The sequence below is a fragment of the Hyphomonas sp. genome, from assembly GCF_017792385.1.
Taxonomy (GTDB): Bacteria; Pseudomonadota; Alphaproteobacteria; order Caulobacterales; family Hyphomonadaceae; genus Hyphomonas.
In genome coordinates this window covers 3068854-3089228 of the sequence record NZ_CP051230.1, presented here as the reverse complement: position 1 = coordinate 3089228, position 20375 = coordinate 3068854, and the positions used below count along the sequence as shown (strand labels likewise).

The 20375-nt window shown below is 60.8% G+C and carries 18 protein-coding genes; 9 read left to right on the top strand and 9 right to left on the bottom strand.

Annotated elements, in window-relative coordinates:
* Nucleotides 1-50 precede the first annotated feature (50 nt).
* The gene (locus tag HF955_RS14955) at nucleotides 51-1037 is read left to right on the top strand and encodes a LysR substrate-binding domain-containing protein (RefSeq protein WP_291076194.1); all 987 of its coding nucleotides are present in this window, start codon (nucleotides 51-53) and stop codon (nucleotides 1035-1037) included.
* Here the strand turns inward: HF955_RS14955 and HF955_RS14950 are convergent.
* Nucleotides 1034-2194 carry a serine hydrolase gene (locus HF955_RS14950; protein ID WP_291076192.1) on the bottom strand — a complete coding sequence of 387 codons (1161 nt, stop codon included), beginning with the start codon at nucleotides 2192-2194 and terminating at the stop codon, nucleotides 1034-1036. The genes HF955_RS14955 and HF955_RS14950 overlap by 4 nt on opposite strands.
* Nucleotides 2195-2395: 201 nt before the next feature.
* Here HF955_RS14950 and HF955_RS14945 point away from each other — a divergent pair, with 201 nt between their 5' ends.
* The 6 genes from HF955_RS14945 (at nucleotide 2396) to HF955_RS14920 (ending at nucleotide 9213) form a co-directional block, all read left to right on the top strand.
* Complete coding sequence (locus HF955_RS14945) at nucleotides 2396-3040, top strand: FMN-binding negative transcriptional regulator (protein WP_291076190.1); 645 nt, start codon at nucleotides 2396-2398, stop codon at nucleotides 3038-3040.
* 120 nt (nucleotides 3041-3160) lie between these two features.
* Nucleotides 3161-4534, top strand: a complete 1374-nt coding sequence (locus HF955_RS14940) for an aspartate aminotransferase family protein (protein WP_291076189.1) — start codon at nucleotides 3161-3163, stop codon at nucleotides 4532-4534.
* Nucleotide 4535: 1 nt separating this feature from the next.
* Nucleotides 4536-6008 (top strand): NAD-dependent succinate-semialdehyde dehydrogenase, encoded by a 1473-nt coding sequence (locus HF955_RS14935; protein ID WP_291076187.1) that lies wholly within the window; start codon nucleotides 4536-4538, stop codon nucleotides 6006-6008.
* Nucleotides 6009-6010: 2 nt separating this feature from the next.
* A complete protein-coding gene (locus HF955_RS14930) occupies nucleotides 6011-7330 on the top strand; it encodes a putative porin (protein WP_291076185.1) in 1320 nt (439 codons plus the stop codon).
* A 44-nt stretch (nucleotides 7331-7374) separates the two neighbouring features.
* The gene (ald, locus tag HF955_RS14925; RefSeq protein WP_291076184.1) at nucleotides 7375-8466 is read left to right on the top strand and encodes an alanine dehydrogenase; all 1092 of its coding nucleotides are present in this window, start codon (nucleotides 7375-7377) and stop codon (nucleotides 8464-8466) included.
* A 30-nt stretch (nucleotides 8467-8496) separates the two neighbouring features.
* A complete protein-coding gene (locus HF955_RS14920) occupies nucleotides 8497-9213 on the top strand; it encodes a hypothetical protein (protein ID WP_291076183.1) in 717 nt (238 codons plus the stop codon).
* Between the two features lie 420 nt (nucleotides 9214-9633).
* Here the strand turns inward: HF955_RS14920 and HF955_RS14915 are convergent, their stop codons facing one another.
* On the bottom strand, nucleotides 9634-10062 hold the full coding sequence (locus HF955_RS14915; RefSeq protein ID WP_291076181.1) for a DUF1330 domain-containing protein: 429 nt from the start codon (nucleotides 10060-10062) through the stop codon (nucleotides 9634-9636).
* A 43-nt stretch (nucleotides 10063-10105) separates the two neighbouring features.
* Entirely contained in the window at nucleotides 10106-10951 is an 846-nt protein-coding gene (locus HF955_RS14910; RefSeq protein ID WP_291076179.1) for a DUF1838 family protein, read from the bottom strand.
* A gap of 140 nt (nucleotides 10952-11091) precedes the next feature.
* Between HF955_RS14910 and HF955_RS14905 the strand changes: the two genes are divergently transcribed.
* Nucleotides 11092-12357, top strand: coding sequence for an acetyl-CoA hydrolase/transferase C-terminal domain-containing protein (locus HF955_RS14905; RefSeq protein WP_291076177.1), 1266 nt, complete (start codon nucleotides 11092-11094; stop codon nucleotides 12355-12357).
* Nucleotides 12358-12377: 20 nt separating this feature from the next.
* Here HF955_RS14905 and HF955_RS14900 read toward each other — a convergent pair whose 3' ends face one another.
* The 4 genes from HF955_RS14900 to HF955_RS14885 all read right to left on the bottom strand — a co-directional run bounded on the left by HF955_RS14900 (nucleotide 12378) and on the right by HF955_RS14885 (nucleotide 16369).
* Nucleotides 12378-13436, bottom strand: a complete 1059-nt coding sequence (locus HF955_RS14900) for a VOC family protein (protein ID WP_291076175.1) — start codon at nucleotides 13434-13436, stop codon at nucleotides 12378-12380.
* Nucleotides 13433-14569, bottom strand: coding sequence for a VOC family protein (locus tag HF955_RS14895; protein ID WP_291076173.1), 1137 nt, complete (start codon nucleotides 14567-14569; stop codon nucleotides 13433-13435). Before HF955_RS14895 ends, HF955_RS14900 begins: the two co-directional genes overlap by 4 nt.
* Nucleotides 14570-14588: 19 nt before the next feature.
* Nucleotides 14589-15191 carry a VOC family protein gene (locus HF955_RS14890; protein ID WP_291076171.1) on the bottom strand — a complete coding sequence of 201 codons (603 nt, stop codon included), beginning with the start codon at nucleotides 15189-15191 and terminating at the stop codon, nucleotides 14589-14591.
* Nucleotides 15192-15295: 104 nt separating this feature from the next.
* Nucleotides 15296-16369 (bottom strand): PLP-dependent cysteine synthase family protein, encoded by a 1074-nt coding sequence (locus HF955_RS14885; RefSeq protein ID WP_291076170.1) that lies wholly within the window; start codon nucleotides 16367-16369, stop codon nucleotides 15296-15298.
* 117 nt (nucleotides 16370-16486) lie between these two features.
* Between HF955_RS14885 and HF955_RS14880 the strand changes: the two genes are divergently transcribed.
* Nucleotides 16487-16939, top strand: a complete 453-nt coding sequence (locus tag HF955_RS14880; RefSeq protein ID WP_291076168.1) for an Lrp/AsnC family transcriptional regulator — start codon at nucleotides 16487-16489, stop codon at nucleotides 16937-16939.
* Here HF955_RS14880 and HF955_RS14875 read toward each other — a convergent pair.
* Together HF955_RS14875 and HF955_RS14870 are read right to left on the bottom strand one after the other, a co-directional pair.
* Complete coding sequence (locus HF955_RS14875; RefSeq protein WP_291076166.1) at nucleotides 16936-17835, bottom strand: hypothetical protein; 900 nt, start codon at nucleotides 17833-17835, stop codon at nucleotides 16936-16938. The two genes, HF955_RS14880 and HF955_RS14875, sit on opposite strands and share 4 nt — an antisense overlap.
* A gap of 76 nt (nucleotides 17836-17911) precedes the next feature.
* Nucleotides 17912-20251 (bottom strand): TonB-dependent receptor, encoded by a 2340-nt coding sequence (locus HF955_RS14870; RefSeq protein WP_291076164.1) that lies wholly within the window; start codon nucleotides 20249-20251, stop codon nucleotides 17912-17914.
* Between the last annotated feature and the right edge of the window lie 124 nt (nucleotides 20252-20375).

Below are 20375 nucleotides of genomic sequence, written 5' to 3'. Positions count from 1 at the left end.
GACCCGCGCCGTCAAATGCAGGCAAGACACGCGATCACAGGGACCCCCATATGGCCGACCGAAAGGACGACCTTCCCAGAACCGGACAACAACCGCCACAGCGCAAGGCGCTGCCTCCGTTCGAGGGCCTGCGTGCCTTCGATGCCATTGCCCGGCTGGGGGGTGTTCGCAAGGCCGCCAAATGGCTGGACCGGGATCATGCGGTCCTCAGCCGCCATTTGCGGACGCTTGAAGAATGGGTGGGCATCACCCTGGTGGAACGCGCGCCAACCGGCCTTGTCCTGACAGAGGCCGGAAAGGACTATCACCGCTCGATTGCCACGGCCCTCGATATGGTCGCGCATGCCACGCTGGATGTTCTCAATCAGGGCATCCACCATCAATTGCTGATCTGGAGCACGCCCGGCTTTGCCCAACAATGGCTTTCGCGCCGAATCGCATCCCTGGAACGTGCCAATCAGGGCGTGGAAATCGAACTGAAGCCTTCCGTGACCGCGCCGGACTTCCTGTCTCACGAGGCAACCGCCGACATCCGGTACTGGGCGTCCTATGAGGATTTGGGAGAATTGCCGCCGCATCTGCGCAGTCAGGTTATCGCACAATCCCCGATCATTCCCGTAGCGAGCCCGGATTACCTGGCCAACGCCCCCGAAATCGAAACACCGGAAGACCTGCTGAACCATCAGCTGTTGCACGAGAATACAACCGAGACCTGGAAGATCTGGCTGGAGTCGCTCGGCGTGGATTGCGGAGACGGCCTGAAGGGTCCACGCCTCTGGCAGGGCAATCTCACCGTTGACGCCTCACGGCACGGACGCGGCATTGCACTGACCAACCCCCTGCTCTCCGAAAAGCATCTTGCACGTGGCGACCTTGTCTGGATCGGCAAGGACAATCCCGCCTTTCCGCCAAGACGCGGTGACTATGTGCTGATCGCACGCCATGACCGGTGGAACGAGCCGAGCCTGCGAAAATTCCGGCAATGGCTGACGAACACAATCGCCAAGGACACGCCGGAATTCAAACCGTCCCGCTAGGACAGGGCCTCCACGGCCGCGTTGAAGAAATCATTGTCCAGAATGGCTTCGGCGAATTTCGGCTTGGACCGGCAACTCAAAACAGTTAGCACAATGTTCCGTGCAGGGTTGATATAGATATACTGCCCGAAGATGCCGCGTGCACTGAAGGCCCCGTCCGTGAAATTGCCTTCGCGATCCGGAACCGGCCACCACATATAACCGTAATTCAGGGGCGAACCGCCTGCCATGCGCGGCTCTGTGGCTTCCCGGAACCATCCGTCCGGAACGATTGCTTCGCCGTCGATCACGCCGCCCTTCAAGGCAAACAGTCCAAGCCGGGCATAGTCATGCAGCGTCGCGCAGATTCCACTGCCGGCCACTTCCAGACCATTGGGCGCCTCCAGCCACCATTCGGCGTCCGCCTGCATGCCAAGCCGCGACCACATGGTTTCGGAACAATAATCCGCAAGCCATTTTCCGGTGGCCGCTTTCACCAGCGCCCCGACCACATGCGTCTCGCCGGTACTGTAATTCCAGACATCGCCCGGCTCGGCGATGCGCGGCAGGGATGCCATGAACTCCATGATCGCCCCTGACTCCTGGGCAACCTGCAAGTCCAGCATGATCCTCCGTTCCGATCCCGCCGTGGTATGGGTGTCATCCCACTGCACGCCGGACGTCATCTGCAGCAAGTGCCGGATGGACACCCCATCATATCCGCTGCCGGCCAGCTCGGGCATGTATTTCACGAGTTGATCGTCGACACTGTCGATGAACCCATCCTGGATTGCCGTGCCGACCAGTGTGGTGGAGACGGACTTGGCCATGGACATCGACATCCACCGCGTATCGGCGGTGAAACCAGCATCGTGGAACTCATGGACGATCTCACCATCCTTGATGGCCAGCAGTCCGACCAGGCGGTTTCGAGACACATAGTCGTACAGGTCATACATCTCGCCATTCGCCGCGATGGGCATGTCCTCGAGCATACTGGCCGCGCGGGGGATCGGCACTGCGCTGCCGCCGGCCTTTATCGTGCGTGTCGGGAAAATCCTGTGCGTGTTGGCGAATGTCCGCATCTGCACATCGGGCATGAGCTTTCCGGCATAGGCAGACACGATGTCACCCAGTTCCGTGTTGCGCTCTTGGGTCAGCTCGGGGGATAAGGTCACAAAGGGTCTCCTTGCAGGCATGCCTCGGGTCGCAGTCACACGGCCGGTCTTTCGGAAACCTTACAGGGTCGGGACGTGCCGCTCAGGTGCGAAGGAGTTGCACCCCGGTGCCCTCGCCGCACCGGTGCCGGGAAATTACGCGCCTGACAATCGGGCCGCAGGCAGGAAAACTGGCGCGAACACAGCACAGGGAGACACTTCATGACCAGCGAAACCCCGCCATGGGACATGTATATTCCAAAGGCCTATCGCGCCGAAGATCCCATTGCCATCATCGCTGAGCATCCTTTCGGCCAGCTTGTCACGAGCAGCGATGGCCTGCCCTATGCAACCGCGATCCCGATGTATCTGGACGTGGCACCGGATGGCTCAACGGAGCTGATAGGACATATGGCGCGTCACAATCCGCACGCTGCAACGCTTCAGGCAGGTCAGAACGCCTTGGCCATCTTCAACGGACCGAATGCCTATATCTCCGCGAGCTGGTATGCCGAACGACCGACTGTTCCGACCTGGAATTATGTGGCGGCACAGGTGCGCGGTGTGCTTACACCTGTGGATGATGATGACGCGCAGCTGGCCATCATGCGCACGACAATTGCAGAGAGCGAAGCGGATTCCGGCAGCAGCTGGTTGATCGAACATGCGCCCGACGGAAAGGTCGAGACCCTGCTGCCCCACATTCGCTCTTTCCGCATTGCCATCACCCGAATGGATGCCGTGTCAAAGCTCAGCCAGACTCATCCGGCCGGAGACCAGCAGCGCGTGGTGCAGGCCCTCGAAATGCGTGGCGGTGTTCAGGACCGGGAGATTGCCCGGCTCATGCGCGGTCTCTGGAAAGATTGAGCAGGTGGTGACGTTTTCGGTGTTCGGTGCCGAAACCGCACCGCCCCCATCGGTTTAGTCATCTTCTCCGCATCCCGGCGGCGGCCCAACATGGCCTCAAAGACATGAAAGGGACGCGCAATGGCGATCGCACATCGGAACACAGCACAGTGGCAGGCACTGGATGCCTCTCACCACATTCATCCCTTCTGCGATCCGAAATCCCTGGCCGAGCGCGGCGTGCGCGTCATCACCGGGGCGGATGGATGTTACGTCACCGACAGCGACAACAATCGCATACTGGATGGCATGGCCGGCCTTTGGTGCGTAAATGTCGGCTACGGGCGCCAGGAACTCGTCGATGTGGCCGCCCAGCAGATGGAACAGCTGCCCTTCTACAATTCCTTCTTCCAGAGCGCCACGCCCAGCCAGATCGAACTGGCGCAGAAACTGTCAGAGATCGCGCCCGGGAATTTGAACCATTTCTTCTTCGCCAATTCCGGCTCGGAAGCCAACGACACGGTCATCCGTATGGCACGCCATTACTGGCATGTGCGCGGCCGGCCCGAGAAATACAAATTCATCGGTCGGAACCTCGGCTATCATGGCAGCACGCTGGCCGCGACCAGCCTGGGCGGTATGAAACACATGCACGATATGGGCTCATCCACCCTGCCCGGCTTCGAGCACATCATGGAACCCCACTGGTACGCCCACGGAGGAAACATGACTCCGGAAGAGTTCGGCGTTCGCGCTGCTCAGGCGCTGGAAGACAAGATTCTCGAAATTGGGGCTGACAATATTGCCGCCTTCATCGGCGAGCCGATCCAGGGCGCCGGCGGTGTGATTGACCCGCCGTCCACCTATTGGCCGGAAATCCAGAGGATCTGCCGCAAGCACGACATCCTGCTGGTATCGGATGAAGTCATCTGCGGCTTCGGTCGTCTGGGTGAATGGTTCGGTTGCGAACATTATGGCGTCCAGCCCGACATCATGCCGATGGCCAAAGGCATGTCTTCCGGCTACCTGCCGATTTCCGCCATCGCGTTCAGCGACGAAATTTTCGAAACGCTCAACGAGGGCGGGCCGATCTCACATGGCTACACCTATTCCGGCCATCCGGTGTCTTGCGCCGTGGCCCATGCCAATATCAACATCATCGAACGCGAGGGCCTCGTCGCCCGTGTTCGCGAGGATGTCGGCCCCTATATGCATGCGCGCCTTCAGGAACTTGCTGACCAGCACGCCATCATCGGAGAAGTGCGCGGCGCGGGCCTGATCGCCGGACTTCAGCTGATGAAGTCCCACGAGGCACGCGAAGCCTTCACCGCCGAGGACAATGCGGCGAACATCTGCCGTGACATCTGTCTCGACAAGGGCCTGATCATGCGGGCGGTGGGTCAATCCATGGTGATCTGTCCGCCTTTGACGATCACGCATGAACAAATCGACGACCTCGTCCGGATCGCATCCGAAGGCCTGTCCGAAACGGCTGCACGGTTCGGGATCGCCTGACATGTCACACACGATTTCTGCCATGCCGCACCTGGCTGCGGAGACGAATGCTATGCTGGAACGCATCGCCACGAGACTGGATTCCTTGAACGCGGAAACCCGTTTTGACGTCGTCAATCCGTCAGACGGCGCGATCATCGCCCGCATTCCCGATCTTGATGCCGCTCATGCCGAAGAGGCCGTGGTCCGTGCGCGTACGGCCCAAGCCGACTGGGCTGCGCTGACGGCCCGGGAACGTTGCAGCATCCTGCGCCGTTGGCACGACCTCATCCTGTCGGCCGAGCGGGAATTGGGGGAAATCCTGACACTGGAACAGGGCAAGCCGCTCGCCGAGGCGCGCCGCGAAGTCAGCTTCAACGCGGCCTATATCGAATGGTTTGCCGAAGAGGCCAAGCGCGCCTATGGCGATGTGATCCCCACAAGCGCCGCGTCCCGGCGCCAGATCGTGATCCGCCAGCCGGTCGGCATTGTCGGCGCAATCACGCCGTGGAATTTCCCAAGCGGCATGATCACCCGCAAGGCTGCGCCTGCGCTGGCGGCCGGGTGTGTGATCATCCTGAAGCCATCGGATGAAACCCCGCTGTCGGCGCTCGCCCTGGAAGTGCTGGCGGAAGAGGCCGGATTCCCGGCCGGCGTGTTCCAGGTGGTCACCGCCAAGGACCCGGCCCCCATCGCCAGTGTCCTGACGGGCCATGCAGACATCAGGAAACTCTCCTTCACCGGATCGACCCGGGTGGGCAAGTTGCTGATGCAGCAAAGCGCGGCGACCATGAAGCGCCTGTCACTCGAACTCGGCGGCAATGCGCCCTTCATCGTCTTCGAGGATGCCGACATCGATGCGGCCGTCGCAGGCGCCATGGTGGCCAAGTTCCGCAATGCGGGACAGACCTGCATTTGTGCGAACCGCATCCTGCTGCACACGGCGATCCGCGACGAGTTTCTGGCAAAGTTTGCCGCCGCGGCAGATGCGATGAACGTGTCGGACGGCTTCGATCCGGCCTGTGACATGGGACCGATGATCAATCTGGCCGCCAAGCGCAAGGTGACGCAACTTGTCGAAGGCGCCCTGTCCGGCGGGGCCCGCCGGATCACCGCGCGTGTGCCGGAAGAGGCAGGAAATTTCCATCCCCCGACGATCCTGACCGATGTCACATCCGAAATGGACATTGCGTCCACGGAGATCTTTGGTCCCGTAGCCCCGGTCTTTACATTCGACACCGATGCGCAGGCCATCGCCCTGGCCAATGACACGCCCTACGGGCTGGCAGCCTATTTCTGGACCCGTGACTATTCCCGCGCCTGGCGGATGGCGGAAAACCTCGAAGCCGGCATGATCGGCCTGAATGATGTGGCCATTTCCGGAGATTCCACGCCGTTTGGCGGCGTCAAGGAATCCGGCATGGGCCGCGAAGGCTCGCGCTACGGCCTCGATGACTATCTCGAAATCAAATATGTCGCCATGGGAGGGATCTGACCATGCCCTGCGCCCCATCCCGCTCCGCTGCCAGACCCGTCCGGACCGCGACCGCACTTGTCCTGATCCTGCTGACGGGCGCGCATTTGCCGGCTGCGGCCGAAGCGCCGGACGCAGACGACCAGGCGGCGGTGATTGCCGAGCTGCAGGACCGGATCCGCGCACAGGAGGCGCGTCTGGAACGCCTCGAAGCCCTTCTGGCAGCAGGAACCCCTGAACGCCGGGACGCGTCGCCAATCCTCCAGCCTGCAGCACGTCCTGATCCGGCCCTGACTGCGCCGGATTCCGTGCCCGGGCCGGCGGCCGCGTCCCGGTTCCGGCTCAGCGGCGATGCCCGTCTCAGATACGAATACAATACTTCAGAAGGCTCGCAGCGCACCGATTCCCGCGGCGTGGTCCGGGGGCGGCTCGCAGCATCCTATCAAGCCTCTCCCGACCTTGAACTTGGCGCCAGGCTGGTGACGGGGGATCCGGATGACCCCAATTCCGCAGATGTCTCCCTGTCCAATTTCAATGATGACCTGCAGGTCAGTCTCGACCGGCTCTATGGCCGGAGGACATTTGGCGCCCTGACCCTGACCGGCGGCAAATTTGCCAATCCTTTCCGGCGCACCGATCTGGTCTGGGACGGGGATGTCAATCCGCAGGGCCTCGCCGCGCAGTACGCCGCCCTCGACACAGGCGCCACACAGCTTCAGGCCAATGCGCTTCTGTTCCCGATCGAACGGTCCGTCGCTGATGCCGACAGCATCGCGTCCGGGCTTCAGCTGGTCCTGGACCACCAGGCCGGGCCCGGCTGGAAATTCGGTCTCGCGGCCGGCTATTATGACTATGAACTCGAAGCACTCGGCACTGCGGATACGGGCGACACGAGAACCAACCGGCTCGACGCGTCCGGCGCCTATGTTTCCGACTATGACTTGATCGACGTTATCGCCTCAGCCGCCTATACTGGCCTTGGTGATCGCTGGCCGGTACAGGTTCAGGCCGATATCGTGCAAAACCTCGGCGCAGACGATTATGACACCGGCTATTCCGTGACCGCCGCGCTCGGACGGGCGAGCACGACCGGTGATGCCCGCTTCAGCTATGGATACCACAGCGCCGAGGCCGACGCGGTGTTTGCCGCCTTCGCTCAGGACAATATTCCGTATGGCAGCAATTATCTCCAGCATGCCCTGTCGGCATCCTATGTGCTGGGCGAGCACCTGACGCTGGACGCCACGTTCTCCGCCTACCGCGTCAAGGATACCGAACTGATCCCTGTCTCGACGGAAGACTGGCAACAACGCCTGCGCCTGAACCTTGTCAGCCAGTTCTGACACACTTTTCCCATTCTCACTGATTATTTCGAAGGATCGTAGACTTGCGTATCGGCACTCCAAAAGAACTCAAGAACCGTGAATACCGCGTCGGCCTCACGCCGCAGGGCGCACAGGAACTGATCCGGTCGGGCCACACTGTTTCAGTCGAAACAGGCGCTGGATCCGTGGTCGGCTTTACAGACGAATTGTACGAATCCGTCGGCTGTTCCATCGTAGCTGATGCAGACGCATTGTTCGAAGCGTCCGACATGATCATCAAGGTGAAGGAACCGCAGCCCGTTGAAATCGCCCGGCTGCAGCCCCGCCACACGCTGTTCACCTATCTGCACCTTGCGCCCGACCCGGAGCAGACAAGAGGGCTGATGAATTCCGGCGCGACCTGCATCGCCTATGAGACGGTGACGGACCGTTTCGGACGACTGCCGCTGCTCACGCCGATGAGCGAAGTGGCCGGACGCCTGTCGATCCAGGCTGGCGCAAAATATCTCGAAATCTCCAATGGTGGGTCCGGCACACTTCTGGGCGGCGTCACCGGTGTAGCGCCGGGCAATGTCCTCGTCATTGGCGGCGGCGTCGCGGGCCGGAATGCAGCTGAAATGGCGGTGGGGCTCGGCGCCAATGTAACCATTCTCGACCGCTCTCTGGACCGCCTTCGCGAACTGGACGTCATCTTTGCGGGCCGGGCGCGCTGTCTCTATTCCACCTCGTCTGCCATCGAATCCCTGCTGCGCACGGCAGATCTTGTGGTGGGCGCCGTGCTTCTGCCCGGCTCGGAAGCGCCGAAAGTCGTGTCCGCAGACCAGATCAGCCTGATGAAACCCGGTTCTGTCGTGGTTGACATTGCCATCGACCAGGGTGGCTGTTTCGAAACAAGCCGGCCCACCACGCATGATGATCCGGTCTATGAAATTGGCGGTGTCATCCACTATTGCGTCACCAACATGCCGGCCGCAGTGGCCCGGACGTCTACGATTGCCCTGTCGAACGCAACCCTTCCCTTCGCCATGGCGCTTGCGAACAAAGGTGTCGACGCGGCCATCCAGTCCGACCCCCACCTCGCAGGGGGCGTGAACGTGGCAGGCGGCAAGATCGCGCATCCCGAGATCGTGGCCGCCATGGACGGCAAGCTGTAAATCCCGTTCAGAAACCTGGAGGACCAGTTCATGCGGTCGACCGTGACAGCGCTCACCCTCGCCACCAGCTTTCCGGCATGTGCCGAAGCCGAAGGACGATCCCTGTTTGCTGAAGCAGGCTTTGCCAGCGCCCTGAATGACCGCGGTGAACAATTGAGCGCCGAAACGCTGGAATTGCTGGCCGGACTGGAGCAGTCGACCGCCTTCGGGACCGTTTACGCGACAATATATAGAATACAGCCCCTGGACGGAGCAGCCTCACCTTTCAGTGAGGAAACAGACTACTCAGTCGGCCTTGTCGTGGAGGACAGCGCCTATTCACTCGACCTGTCAGCCAACTGGTTGACCTATCCGGGATCCAGCGACGACTCCTCTCTGGAGCTTGTTGCCGCACTCGATCTTCACGTCTGGGCCAAACCACACATCATGATGTTCCACGATGCGCATACGGATGATGCCGGAGTCGAAGTTTCAGCAGGCCCGGATTGGGAGTTCGCGAAATGGAAGACGCACATCCGCGCGCGCCTCGGCAGCGTGCGGCTTGGCGACGGATCTCCGGGCCGGACCTATGCCGGATTTGAATTCGGCGCCGAGCGCGCGCTATCCAGATCGTCCGATTTGGGCGTGTTTGTAGCCTATGATGCATCGAGCCGGAAAACACTGTCTGCTGAGACCCGGGCGGGTGAAATTACCCATCTTCGCCAGCAAGGTGTCGCGGCGGGTGTATCGGTGGCAACACGGCACTGACCGGTCTTCAGCGCGATTCCGGAGAAGGTTCCGACGTGCTCGCTCCACTCATGGCGGCCCCAAGCGGCACAATTCTTGGCTGACGCAACCCTCTCTTCTCGAGCAGCGTCATGTGCCCGTCTGCACCATTTGCAACAACCGCGCAGTCAGCGGTGATGATCTTGACCTTTCCGACCCGCTCAATGTCAAAGATCGCGGGACCGAAGCGTCGTACATTCAAAGTGGAGCTGGACGGTTTGACACGAGAATAGATGGTCTCGGAAATGGCGAAATTCAGCTCTCCCGACTGAGTATATGGCTCGAGATGGGGATTGGAAAACACGTGAAGATCTACTGCCGGATCCTGCGCGTCCCCTTCCCTCCTGTTTTTACGCAGAAGGCGCCGCACAGAGCAACCGATGCAGGACGATTCCCGCCGCGCTAGTCCGGTTCAGGCAGTCCCTGCACCAGGATCACGTCGAAATCACCCCACTGATTGTCGATGCGTGCCGCTTTCAGCGGCGCATATTCCGGACTGTTCCAGAAGGCACGGGCCGCCTCCATATTCTTCCACTTGCCGATGACCACGCTCGCGGCCGAATAGTCGCCCTCCAGGATTTCGACCGAAGGCCCGCCCGTCACGGCGAGATAGGTGCCACCATACTTCTCGTACAGCGGTGCCAGCTTCGAGGCATAGCCCGCCATGAAAGCATCCCGGTCATGTATTTGGCCCAGTACCAGCATGTAGGCAGGCGCTGTCTCGGCGGCCGGTGATGCCGCGACCGGGGCCGTGTCCCCCACGCTCGCACACGCCGCGCTCAGCAGGCCAGCACAGACCACGCCGGCAAATCCTGATATCCGCATCACCATAACACTCTCCTCTGCCCGTCTGTCGCGTCCGCCAAGACGGAGCTCAGTCGCTGAACCCGGTTCCGCTGTCCTCGCGCTGGATCGCCTCGATCTCTGCGAGATCTTCCGGGGGCGACAACCATTGGGGCTTGTTCTCCTGAGCCCAGGCAAGCAATTCCGGCGGAAACTCGTCATGGCTTTCAACGCGCCATGACAGGAGGTGGTAGATGGCCTGTCCACCACCAGCCCACGCCGGCAGCTTGCCATAGCGTTGCCAGCTCATCTGATGGGGTTCCTCGACGCTTCCCTCGGGGTGAATGAAGAAATCATAATTCTCCCAAGCCTGGTATTGCTCGCCACTTGGCAGCGGGAAGTCCAGCCAGACAGACGCCGTATAGGCCCAGGTGTCTCCCATTGGCGTGGCACGGACTCCATCGGTCGCCTTGATGTCCCGCACCCGATCGCCCGTGCCCTGGGTCACATCGCCATAGATGCGATCATTCTCGTAGCGATAAGTGATGAGCTGATACGGATAGGCAATCGGCTCGACAGGCTGGCCGTTGTATTCGGTCAGGATCTCGCCAGTTTCGGCATCCGTATACGCAAACGTCTTTCGCGTGAGATGCAGGATCGGGCCGCCTTCCTCGTCCGGCCAGATCACCTTGGACGAATCGAACCCGATCATGCCAAACAGCTTCTTGCCTGACGGATACTCGTAAACCCCGCCATCCGCGATCCAGTGAACTGGCGCTCCGGTCCCGGCACGCGCATCCACCCAGGTTTTCAAGGCGTCGCCAGACGCCATCTCCACGGCCGGCTGCGCCCCGTCCTGTCCGGTTTGCGCCGTGCTCGCACATCCGCTCAGCATCAGGATGGCGGCGGCTCCGAAAACATGTTGAACGGATTTCATGGTCGTCTCCCCAAAACTATTTGATATATCTTTTACGACGGACCTTGATCTGTCCAGAACTAAAACGCCTATTGTCCCGACTTTGTCTGCTGCACCACGTCGAACTGTCCTCCAGCAAGGCTCTCCAACAGAAAGCTGCCATGTCCGTTCTCACGCCACTTGAAGCCCTGATTGAATTCCGCGCCCGACTTCCGCAAAAGGCCCGCCTCTACGTGGCCGGCTGCAGCGCTGAGCCGCTCGCCATGGTCGACGCCTTTCGCCAGGCGCCCGATCTCGCTGCCGGACTGACATTCTTCGGCATCTGGATTCCCGGGATAAACCGGACCGACTGGGCAGGCCTCCACCCGGATGCGCGGGCGGAATCCATATTCATCGGGCCTGATCTGAGGCACTCCTTTTCCGAGGGGCGCACAGCCTTCCTGCCCCTGTCCTACACGCAGGCCTGGCGCTGGCTCGTTCAGACGCCGGCAGACGGCGCCATCGTGATGGTCAGTCCGCCGGACTCCCGTGGCACGGTCAGTCTGGGTATTTCAGCCGATTTCTCGACTGCCCTGCTGGACAGGGAGGCCATTCCGGCGCTCGCGCTGATCAATCCCGCCTTGCCGGCACCGGAGCATGCGCCGCGAGTTTCCCTGGACAGGTTTACCCTTGTGGCGCAGGAGACCACGCAGCTGGTCCAATCCCCCTCCACGGATCTGCCGGATACATTTGCAGAGATCGGCCACCGGATTGCGAGTCTGGTGGAGTCTGGCGACACGTTGCAATTCGGGTTGGGCAATGTGCAACAAGCCGTACTCGGCGCACTGACCCAGCACCGCGACCTGCGGATACATTCAGGCATGATTACCGACCCGCTGCTCGACCTGCTGGAGTCCGGCAGCGTGCCGGAACTGCCCGACAGCATCGTCACGGGAGTCGCCATTGGAACGGACCCGCTCTATGCGCGTGTTGCTCAGGATGCGCGCTTCCGGTTCAGCCCGGTTGCACACACACACGCCTTGACGACACTCGCAGCCATTCCGAGACTTCGCGCAATCAACTCCGCCATTGAGGTCGATCTGTTTGGGCAGGCAAACGCGGAGTTCATCAACGGCCGACAAGTGTCGGGCGCGGGCGGCCTGGTCGATTTCATGCGTGGCGCAGCCGCATCCGATGGGGGCCGCGCCATCACCGCGCTCGCTGCCTCTGCACGCGGCGGCAAGATTTCCCGCATCGTCCCGCGCCTGGCACCGGACGCGACATCCATCGCGCGGGCGGATATGGACACGGTGGTCACGGAATTCGGCATTGCCAAACTCCGCAACCGGACGATTGATCAGCGTGCCGAAGCGCTCATAGCCATTGCCGCGCCGCAATTCCGGAACCAGCTTTCAGACGAATGGGATGCCTGCCGCCGCGCAATGTAACCGGCAGCAATCGGAACACCTCAGTTCAGAACCTGATAAATCTCGAGACGCCCACCATCCGGTGCAACCATAGCCACCGACCGTACGCGCCCATACGGCGCCATGTCCAGCGTCACCGGATCAGCTTCAAATTTCCCGCCCCGCTCCGAGATCGCACGCATCGTCGCCTCCAGATCTGCGACCGGGTATCTCAGGACGGACAGGCCAATATTGGCCGGTTTCGCATGCCCGGACAGGTCACGACCGCTGGCGCCGTCAAAGGCGAGCAGTTCCACCGATCCCTCGTTCACGCCCTGCGGGTGCAGAATGTATACGATCCGATCGATCTCCGCGGCTGCTTCGTGCGGCAGGCCCAGCACATTGGGACCGGGCACCTCGCTGGCGCCCACATGTTCCAGATAAGTCTGCATGCCCAGCACGCCCTGGAAGAAAGCACGTGCGGTGTCCATGTCCCGGACGGTCTGCGTTGCATTGAAGGTGCGGCTCATGATCTTGAGATCGGGCCAGCCTTCCAGCTCCGGATTGAGACGTTCGATGAATGCAACGCGGACCCCGTCGTGCCCCCGCGCGATCCATTCAATCACCTCGAACGGTCCGAACGTGTACTGGATGGGCGCGCTGTCACCCTGCCAGCCCCGGGCAATCATCTTTTCGCGCAAGGCCCACAATCCCGCCACGCGCACGTTGAAGTCGAAGTAGCCGCCCGTGTCCCAGGGCCGGTCATCGACCCGGATCATTTCCTGTTCCACGCCTTCCAGTTGCACCAGCCGAATGAATCCCCGTTGGGCACCGATATTGGCAAAGACGTATTCCTCACCCGTCGCGGTTGACGGCAGGTTCCACAAGACCTTCAGGCCCGCCCCGACAGGCTGCCGGGCGCGTAATTCCCACCCGGCATCCTCGGTAAGAAATGCGTGCCAGTCCGAAACATTCCGTGTCGTGATCACGATCTCGTTCCACCCGGTCAGGCCAGCAACGTCGGAATGGTCCGCATCTACGCCCGAACCCGCAGAGACATCAGCGCTTGCGCATCCGGCAACTGCGAATAGCGCGATCATTGCCAGCAGGATCCGTATCATGGCGCAACCGTCTCGAAGACTTCGATCAGAAACTCGTTCGGAGCCAACAGTGTCGCTGCGCGCACCTTCCCGTGCAGCGGGTCCGCAAACTCGACTGGCCCATGGACGATGGGCGTGCCGGCCTCACGCGCGCGCCGCAGGACCTCGTCGAGGCTAGTGACCGGGTAGGACCACATGCCGATCCCCAGATGCGGAACGCGCGGGGCCACGCCGGAATCAATGCCGTCAATATTTGTGAAGTCCACGAACAGCATGTGTCCGCCGGGGCCATGGCCCGGAGACATGAGTATCGTGAACCGGAATTCCGTACCGTCCGGCAATGCCATCGCGCCGTCGGATCCCGCCGACTTGAAGATACTGTCGCGGCGGACCTCCAGGCCGAGCACGCCTGTGTAGAATGCCAGAACGGAATCGCTGTCATCAATCACCTGCGCGGAATAGCCGGGCCCGCCCAGCCCGGTATCGCTGTCCACGGCGCCGAGAGGCAACATGCCAACGCGGTCGATGCCGACCGCGTGAACATGATCCGGGGCATCGAAGATGGTTTCGTGAATGGAGTACATTGAGCCATCTGTACGCGGCACGTCATAGATTTCTGCCGAACTGGCGCGGGCTCCAAACCCCAGTCCGCGAATTTTCGCGTCCAGGCCAATCTGATCCTTGTTCGGGAAGCCCATCGAGAACCCGCCATAGGATCTCGAATCCCAGCTGTCATGAACGCTGGGCACGTCCTGGTCGACCACAAGGACCCGTATGGCCATGGCGGGCCGCCCATGGATGTCGGCGCCGGGCCGAGTCAGGTGAAACTCCTGCCAACCGAGCCCTTCCGGCATGTCCCAGAGCTCAGCCTGACGGGCCTGCACATCCGCCCCGACCTCGACAGGACCGGAGAGGGTCATTCCAAGGCCGTCCACATAGAACCGTTCAATAGCCGCAATATCGCGGGTGGACAGCGTGACGACTTGCAACGGCAGAGCCAGCGCGTCCGCCTTGCTGGAGGCTGGTGACATCGTGTCGAGCGGATCGAACCCGGCCGCGACTGCAGGCGGGGCATCGGAACTGGATGGCGTCCCCACGGAACAGGCAGCCACAGTCGCCAGAAACCCGGCGAGAAAGAGTGTGGTCGTTTTCATGTCAGTTTCCCTCCTCGCCCTAGTTCTGGCGCGGGTCTGAAACCAGTTGGTTGAGCTCAACCGTATGCCCGTCATTATCGACCAGCATGGACACATTCACGACGATGTCCCCGGCCTCCGACGGATAGCGACGTTCATGCGGCTCGCCGATCACCGTGACGCCGGGCGCAGCCGCCGCTGCAGGGAATGTCGTATCGAGCGTCTTGGAGTTGAAAAGCAGCACGATCTCTCCTGGCGTGAAGTCCGCCGCGTCCGGCTCCGCAAGATCCTTGTCGGTCTGGTCGAGAAACTGCCAGAGACCCAGCATGCCGATAAAGCTGTCATTTGCCTTGAGAAGAACCAGACGCGAGCGGTTCTTGCCGTCGGCGCCATGACGACCGGTCAGCCCCGGAGACGTGAGTTCCTGATCATACTCCACCGTCATGCCCAGGGCATCCCGGTACAGCGCCAGGGAGGACTCCATGTCCCGCACGATCAGGGTGGTCCGGCGCAGGTCGAGAGGGTTGACTTGTGGCGCCGTCTCGGCGGGCGTTGGTGAGGCGGTGACACTCTGGCCCACGGGGCCGGTCGCGCAGGCTGCAAGCAAGGCGGCGCCGAGCGCCCCTGTCAAAAATCTCTTCATGTGGAATACTCCCCTCAGGCTTCCCACTAATGATATATCATTATAGGGGATTGCCTAGTCCCCGAGGAGGATTTGTTTGCGATCGGAGGGATATTTCTGGAGCGTCAGGCAACGGCCCGCACAGCCGCAGGGTCGATCCGGCCCGGAATGCAGTCATATCCAAGGAATTCCACATCCGGTGTCAGATAACCGGGTCTCACAGGTTCTTCCCTCGAGAGGTCCGTGGACAGATACTTTTTGTTGTCGTCCGCGAAAACCGTGGCCACAACCGCATCGTGTCCCATCCGGTCCTGCACCTTCAGCGCGCCAATCAGGTTGGCCCCGGAGGAAATGCCGACCCCCAGACCCAGTTCCGCAGCCAGTCGCTGGGCCATCAGGATCGCATCGCCGTCATGGGCCGACACAATTTCATCCAGTTCGTCCAGCTTGACGATGGCCGGAATGAAATCATCCGACACGCCCTGGATGCGATGGTGCCCGATCTTGTGCCCCGTCGACAGTGTCGGCGATTCTGCCGGTTCCAGGGCGTGCAGGCGCACATCCGGATTGATCGTGCGCAGCGCGCGTCCCACACCCATGATTGTTCCGCCGGTGCCGACACCTGCAACGAACGCGTCCGGCATCTTGCCGACCTGCTGGAGCTGCCAGGCGATTTCCGGGCCAGTCGTGCCCATATGGGCATTGCAATTGTCGCCATTGGAAAACTGACGCGGAAGGAAGACATCCGGGCGGGCATCGGCCAGGGCCTCCGCCGCGGCGATTGCCCCGAGAAATCCGCCCTCCTCCCGACTGACAAGATGCAACTCTGCCCCGAGGGAGCGCAGCAAGCTTTTGCGCTCGTCGCTCATCCAGTCTGGCATGTAGATGCGCACCTTGTGGCCAAGGGCACGCCCGATGGCGGCCATGGCAATGCCGGCATTGCCGCTTGTCGCCTCGGCGATCAAATCGCCTTCCTTGAGCGCACCGCACCGATACCCACATCGCAAAATGTTGAGCGCCATACGATCCTTGATGCTGCCGGTCAGATTGTAGTGCTCTGCCTTCGCGAAGATCGTACGGCGCTCTCCCCGGCATTTCAGGTGCACGGCGAGAAGCGGCGTGTGTCCCACCATCCCGCCAAGTGCCACAAGTCGGCTGTCACGCGTGACGTCGTGACCGATCTGTCCTGAAAATGCCATTCGTCTCTCCCTGTGAGACGATTGATTTTCCACATGCATGGGCAAAAATCATCTGAATTTTAATCACGATATTCGATTTTTTGGTGACAGTATTCTGTTTTGGTGTATGTTTACCGAATGATCGATGAAACTGACCGAAAAATCCTGAGACTGCTTCAGCATGATGCGACGATTTCCCTGGAATCAATCGCAGAAAAACTGAGCGTCTCGGTCAATACGTGCTGGCGGCGCGTCAAGCGCCTTGAGGAGTCCGGCACGCTTTCCCGCCGTGTGGCCCTGTGCGATCCGGAGAAGGTCGGACTTGGTCAGACCGTGTTTGTCGCCATTCGCACGAACGAGCATTCTTCCGAATGGCTCGAAGCCTTCGCCCAGACCGTGGAGTCGATTCCGGAAGTGGTCGAATTTTACCGAATGGCCGGAGATGTCGACTATCTTCTCAAGATCACGGTCGCCAGCGTTGCGGAGTATGACCGGGTCTACAAGGCGCTGATCTCCCGGGTTCATGTGTCGGATGTGAGTGCCACATTTGCCATGGAATGCCTGAAGAACACGACCGAACTGCCTGTCTAGTCCTCCCTGCTTTCCGGTGCATACGAACAACTTGCCTGCAGCCAGCGCAGATTGAGCCCCAGCCGCTCGGCTCCGGCCTCGCCCCACGCATAGGAGACCGCGCGGTCACTTTCACCTTCCATCACATACAGGGTCAGCGATGGCCGGTTGGTGCCATAGGGCCAGTCGACATCCCGTAGCTTCAGGCGCACTTTGCGCGGCGGCGTTTCATCCGTCACCAGTTCGGCCACACCGCCCTGATCATGCAGCTTCACGCCCCGGCGAAACCACCAATCATCCATGCCCGCGCCGCTGTCGCCATGGCTGGTCCCGCGAAGGATGGCCGTCCAGCATTCAAAGGGACGCGCCCGGCGCATCCGCAACTCCACGACGCCGTCGCCAGTAACTCGGCTGATCCAGAATTCCTGGTCCGAGAGCGTCATTGTGAGGATGCCGGTGCCAAACATCGCCTCGCACCCTGCGCCTGCAGCGGCGCCTTCGAACTGGGAGCCGGTCCTCGTCCAGGCAATTCGACACTCGGGCAGGTCCGGATGGCTCACCGTCTGCACAATGGTTTTCGCGTCGGCATCAAGGGAAAGCACGTGACGCAGCCTCAACTGTTCGCCGGTCGGCATGTCCGTAACGGACTGAAGGGCATGACCCGTCTCGTCGTCGGTCATGTCCGAGGCTCGGAATGTCGTGTGCTGCCGCGGCGCGATGCCGTCCGGGTCCATGCCGGCATCCTCCGCAAAAAATACGTGCCGGTCATTGTCCCAGCGCCCTTCAAGCCGTTCAGCAAACTCGACGAAATCCTTTTCGAGCCAGCCAGGAACGTTTTCAGAGTCTTGCGCCAGCGCGGGCCCCGTAAACATGCCGCCCAGCATGGCGCAGGCGACGAGCTTCCTCAGGTCAGTCATTGTCTCTCCCTTTCATGCAGAAACGGCCCGACACTGCGTGCCGGGCCGTTCGGTTGGGTTCAGGACCGCATCCCGCCTAGAAGCGCAGCGTTGCGGTGGCGCCCCATTGCGACGCCGGAGCCGGTGTCACACCAAAGGCGCGCGTGCTGCCGGCGGGCGATGCTGGCGCATTGAAATCGACATAGCGCAGGATGCCGGAAACCGTGTCATCCTCGAAGACGTTCTTGCCCCAGATCTGGAACGAGATGTTGCCGAACTCGGCACCGGCCCGGAGGTTCACGCGCGTGGCGTCGCCCGTTTCGGCTTCATTGTGAACCTGGGCGTAGAAGGACGACCGATAGGTCAGGTCCCCGCCGATATAGTAGTCCACATCGCTGGACCCGATATCGAAATCATAGCGTGTGCCGATGGCTGCCTGGTGGTCGGAAACGAGTGGCGGCGTCTTGCCCGAAATGTCGCCCGCTTCCGCACACCCTGCCGCAGCCAGGTCATTGCACGCAGCGCCGGCCAGCAGGATCGCATGGTCGCGGTCCACACCTTCGGTGATTTCCGCATCCAGGTATCCATACGAACCGTAGACGGTCAGATCGTCGGTCAATGCCTTCACGAACTCGACTTCGATACCGAAGATTTCGGTTTCGCCGATATTGGCCCGATAGGAATCCACACCGCCAGCACCGGTCGTGTAAGTGTTGGTCAGGACCTGGTTTTCAAACTGGTTGAAAAAGGCCGACACGTTCAAACGGTCGAAACCGAATTTCGATGTCTTCGCGCCCACTTCGAAACTCTTGAGTTTCTCTTCCTCATATGTGGTCTGCGGTGCGTCAAGATTGTTGAACCCGCCCGGAGAGTTGCCTTCTGCATACTGTCCGTAAATCATCGCGTCATTGTCGATGCGGTAATCGACCGTCAAGCGCGGTGCCGTGAATTCGAAGGAAGCCTCACGCACATCCGTGCTGCCCACCACCTGGTTCGGATTCTTGATGAAGGCCGGAAGACCCGCAACGACGGATGGATCGACATATTGCGACAGGACGTATTGCTGCCCCATCGACTTGATGTCGTCCTCCGCCTGACGGATTTCGAGCCCGACCGTGAGTTGGTCATTCACGTCATACTCAACTCCGCCGAAGAAGGCGACGTTGTCGATTTCGGTAATGTCGCTGAGGGAGTCAGGACCGAACTCCGTGAACTCGATGAATTCGGCCAGCGGCTTGCGTTGCTCGCGCGACGTATAGGCCCCGATACGCCAGCGGAACGCGTCCGTACTGGGCGACGACAGGCGGACCTCATTGGTAAAGGCCGTGCGCTGTGAGGCGCCCGTATCATTGAACGGAGAAACCGTGTCGCAATTGGTGATGAAGAAGACGCAGGCCGGCCCGATGAAGAAGGCCTCATCGCCATTATAGGTCTGGTCCGTACCGGTCCGTTCGTAGATTTCGGTGACACCCGCCTGATAGGTCAGGGAGTATCCGGACCCCATGATGTCCCAATCGGCAGACAGGAACCCGCGATCCGATTCGCGATAGAGCCCCGGATGCAGCAGATTGTCCGTATTCAGCTCGATCTCGCTCGGCATGGAAACGGTGCCGCAATAATACCCGCGGGTGTCCAGATAACAATTGTTGTCGGCCGAATCCGTCAGGGCGATGGCGAAGTGCGTGTCTTCGTCTTCCGCCGTGATATACCGCGCGCTGATGCTCAGATCTTCGAACGGATCGAAGAAGACCGCGCCGCCAAAGGTGCTGGTTTCACGGCCGTTGAGGTCACCGCCAAGAGCGTTCTCATAGTCACCGTCAAACGTCGAGATCTTTGCGTTCGCGCTGAATGCCAGCATGTCGTTGACGCGGACATTCACAAAGCCCGCCCCCTGCGCATAGCCGTGTTCTCCGAACTCTCCGGAAATCTGGCCGGAGACCGGCTCGTCTCCCGGCTTGCGGGTGACATAGTTGATCGCGCCCGACAGCGTGCCCCGTCCGAACACGGCGCTTTGCGGGCCCTTGATGATCTCGACCCGCTCAAAACTGGTCAGGTCCAGTGAGCTGGAATCCCCGAAGAACGGAACACCATCCACGAAGATGCCGACCTTGCCTTCGGAGATCAGGATGTTCGATGTGCCCCGAATGACCGGGCGATCCCCATCACGCCCGAACGCCTGCTGTTGCTGAAAGCCAGGCACGAAGTCGGACAGTTCCGCAATATTGGTAATGGCCTGTTCGCTGATCGCGTCGGCACCGATCGCGGAAACGGAAATCGGGATGTCCTGAATGGACTCCTCGGTTTTTCTGGCCGTGACCGTAATCACGTTCTGGCGCGACTCCGCTTCCACCTCGCCATCATCCTGTGCGCTTGCCGGCGCGGACATGAATGTGAAAGCCATGGCTGCCGTACCAGCCAGGAGAAATGTTTTGGACATGGATGGTTCCCCCATTTTCGTCTCCGAGACCATACCTTTTATTTGGTATATCAATATATCTTGCTAATCATTGTGGGCATGGCAAGCGCTTTTTCGGGGATTGTCGAAAGTTTACACCACGAAT

Coding starts and splice junctions, on each gene's coding strand:
- HF955_RS14945 (WP_291076190.1), top strand. CDS start 2,396: ATGACCAGCGAAACCCCGCCATGGGACATGTATATTCCAAAGGCCTAT.
- HF955_RS14875 (WP_291076166.1), bottom strand. CDS start 17,835: ATGACTGACCTGAGGAAGCTCGTCGCCTGCGCCATGCTGGGCGGCATG.
- HF955_RS14870 (WP_291076164.1), bottom strand. CDS start 20,251: ATGTCCAAAACATTTCTCCTGGCTGGTACGGCAGCCATGGCTTTCACA.
- HF955_RS14910 (WP_291076179.1), bottom strand. CDS start 10,951: ATGAAATCCGTTCAACATGTTTTCGGAGCCGCCGCCATCCTGATGCTG.
- HF955_RS14880 (WP_291076168.1), top strand. CDS start 16,487: ATGATCGATGAAACTGACCGAAAAATCCTGAGACTGCTTCAGCATGAT.
- HF955_RS14940 (WP_291076189.1), top strand. CDS start 3,161: ATGGCGATCGCACATCGGAACACAGCACAGTGGCAGGCACTGGATGCC.
- HF955_RS14905 (WP_291076177.1), top strand. CDS start 11,092: ATGTCCGTTCTCACGCCACTTGAAGCCCTGATTGAATTCCGCGCCCGA.
- HF955_RS14885 (WP_291076170.1), bottom strand. CDS start 16,369: ATGGCATTTTCAGGACAGATCGGTCACGACGTCACGCGTGACAGCCGA.
- HF955_RS14930 (WP_291076185.1), top strand. CDS start 6,011: ATGCCCTGCGCCCCATCCCGCTCCGCTGCCAGACCCGTCCGGACCGCG.
- HF955_RS14915 (WP_291076181.1), bottom strand. CDS start 10,062: ATGGTGATGCGGATATCAGGATTTGCCGGCGTGGTCTGTGCTGGCCTG.
- HF955_RS14955 (WP_291076194.1), top strand. CDS start 51: ATGGCCGACCGAAAGGACGACCTTCCCAGAACCGGACAACAACCGCCA.
- HF955_RS14935 (WP_291076187.1), top strand. CDS start 4,536: ATGTCACACACGATTTCTGCCATGCCGCACCTGGCTGCGGAGACGAAT.
- HF955_RS14895 (WP_291076173.1), bottom strand. CDS start 14,569: ATGAAAACGACCACACTCTTTCTCGCCGGGTTTCTGGCGACTGTGGCT.
- HF955_RS14920 (WP_291076183.1), top strand. CDS start 8,497: ATGCGGTCGACCGTGACAGCGCTCACCCTCGCCACCAGCTTTCCGGCA.
- HF955_RS14900 (WP_291076175.1), bottom strand. CDS start 13,436: ATGATACGGATCCTGCTGGCAATGATCGCGCTATTCGCAGTTGCCGGA.
- HF955_RS14890 (WP_291076171.1), bottom strand. CDS start 15,191: ATGAAGAGATTTTTGACAGGGGCGCTCGGCGCCGCCTTGCTTGCAGCC.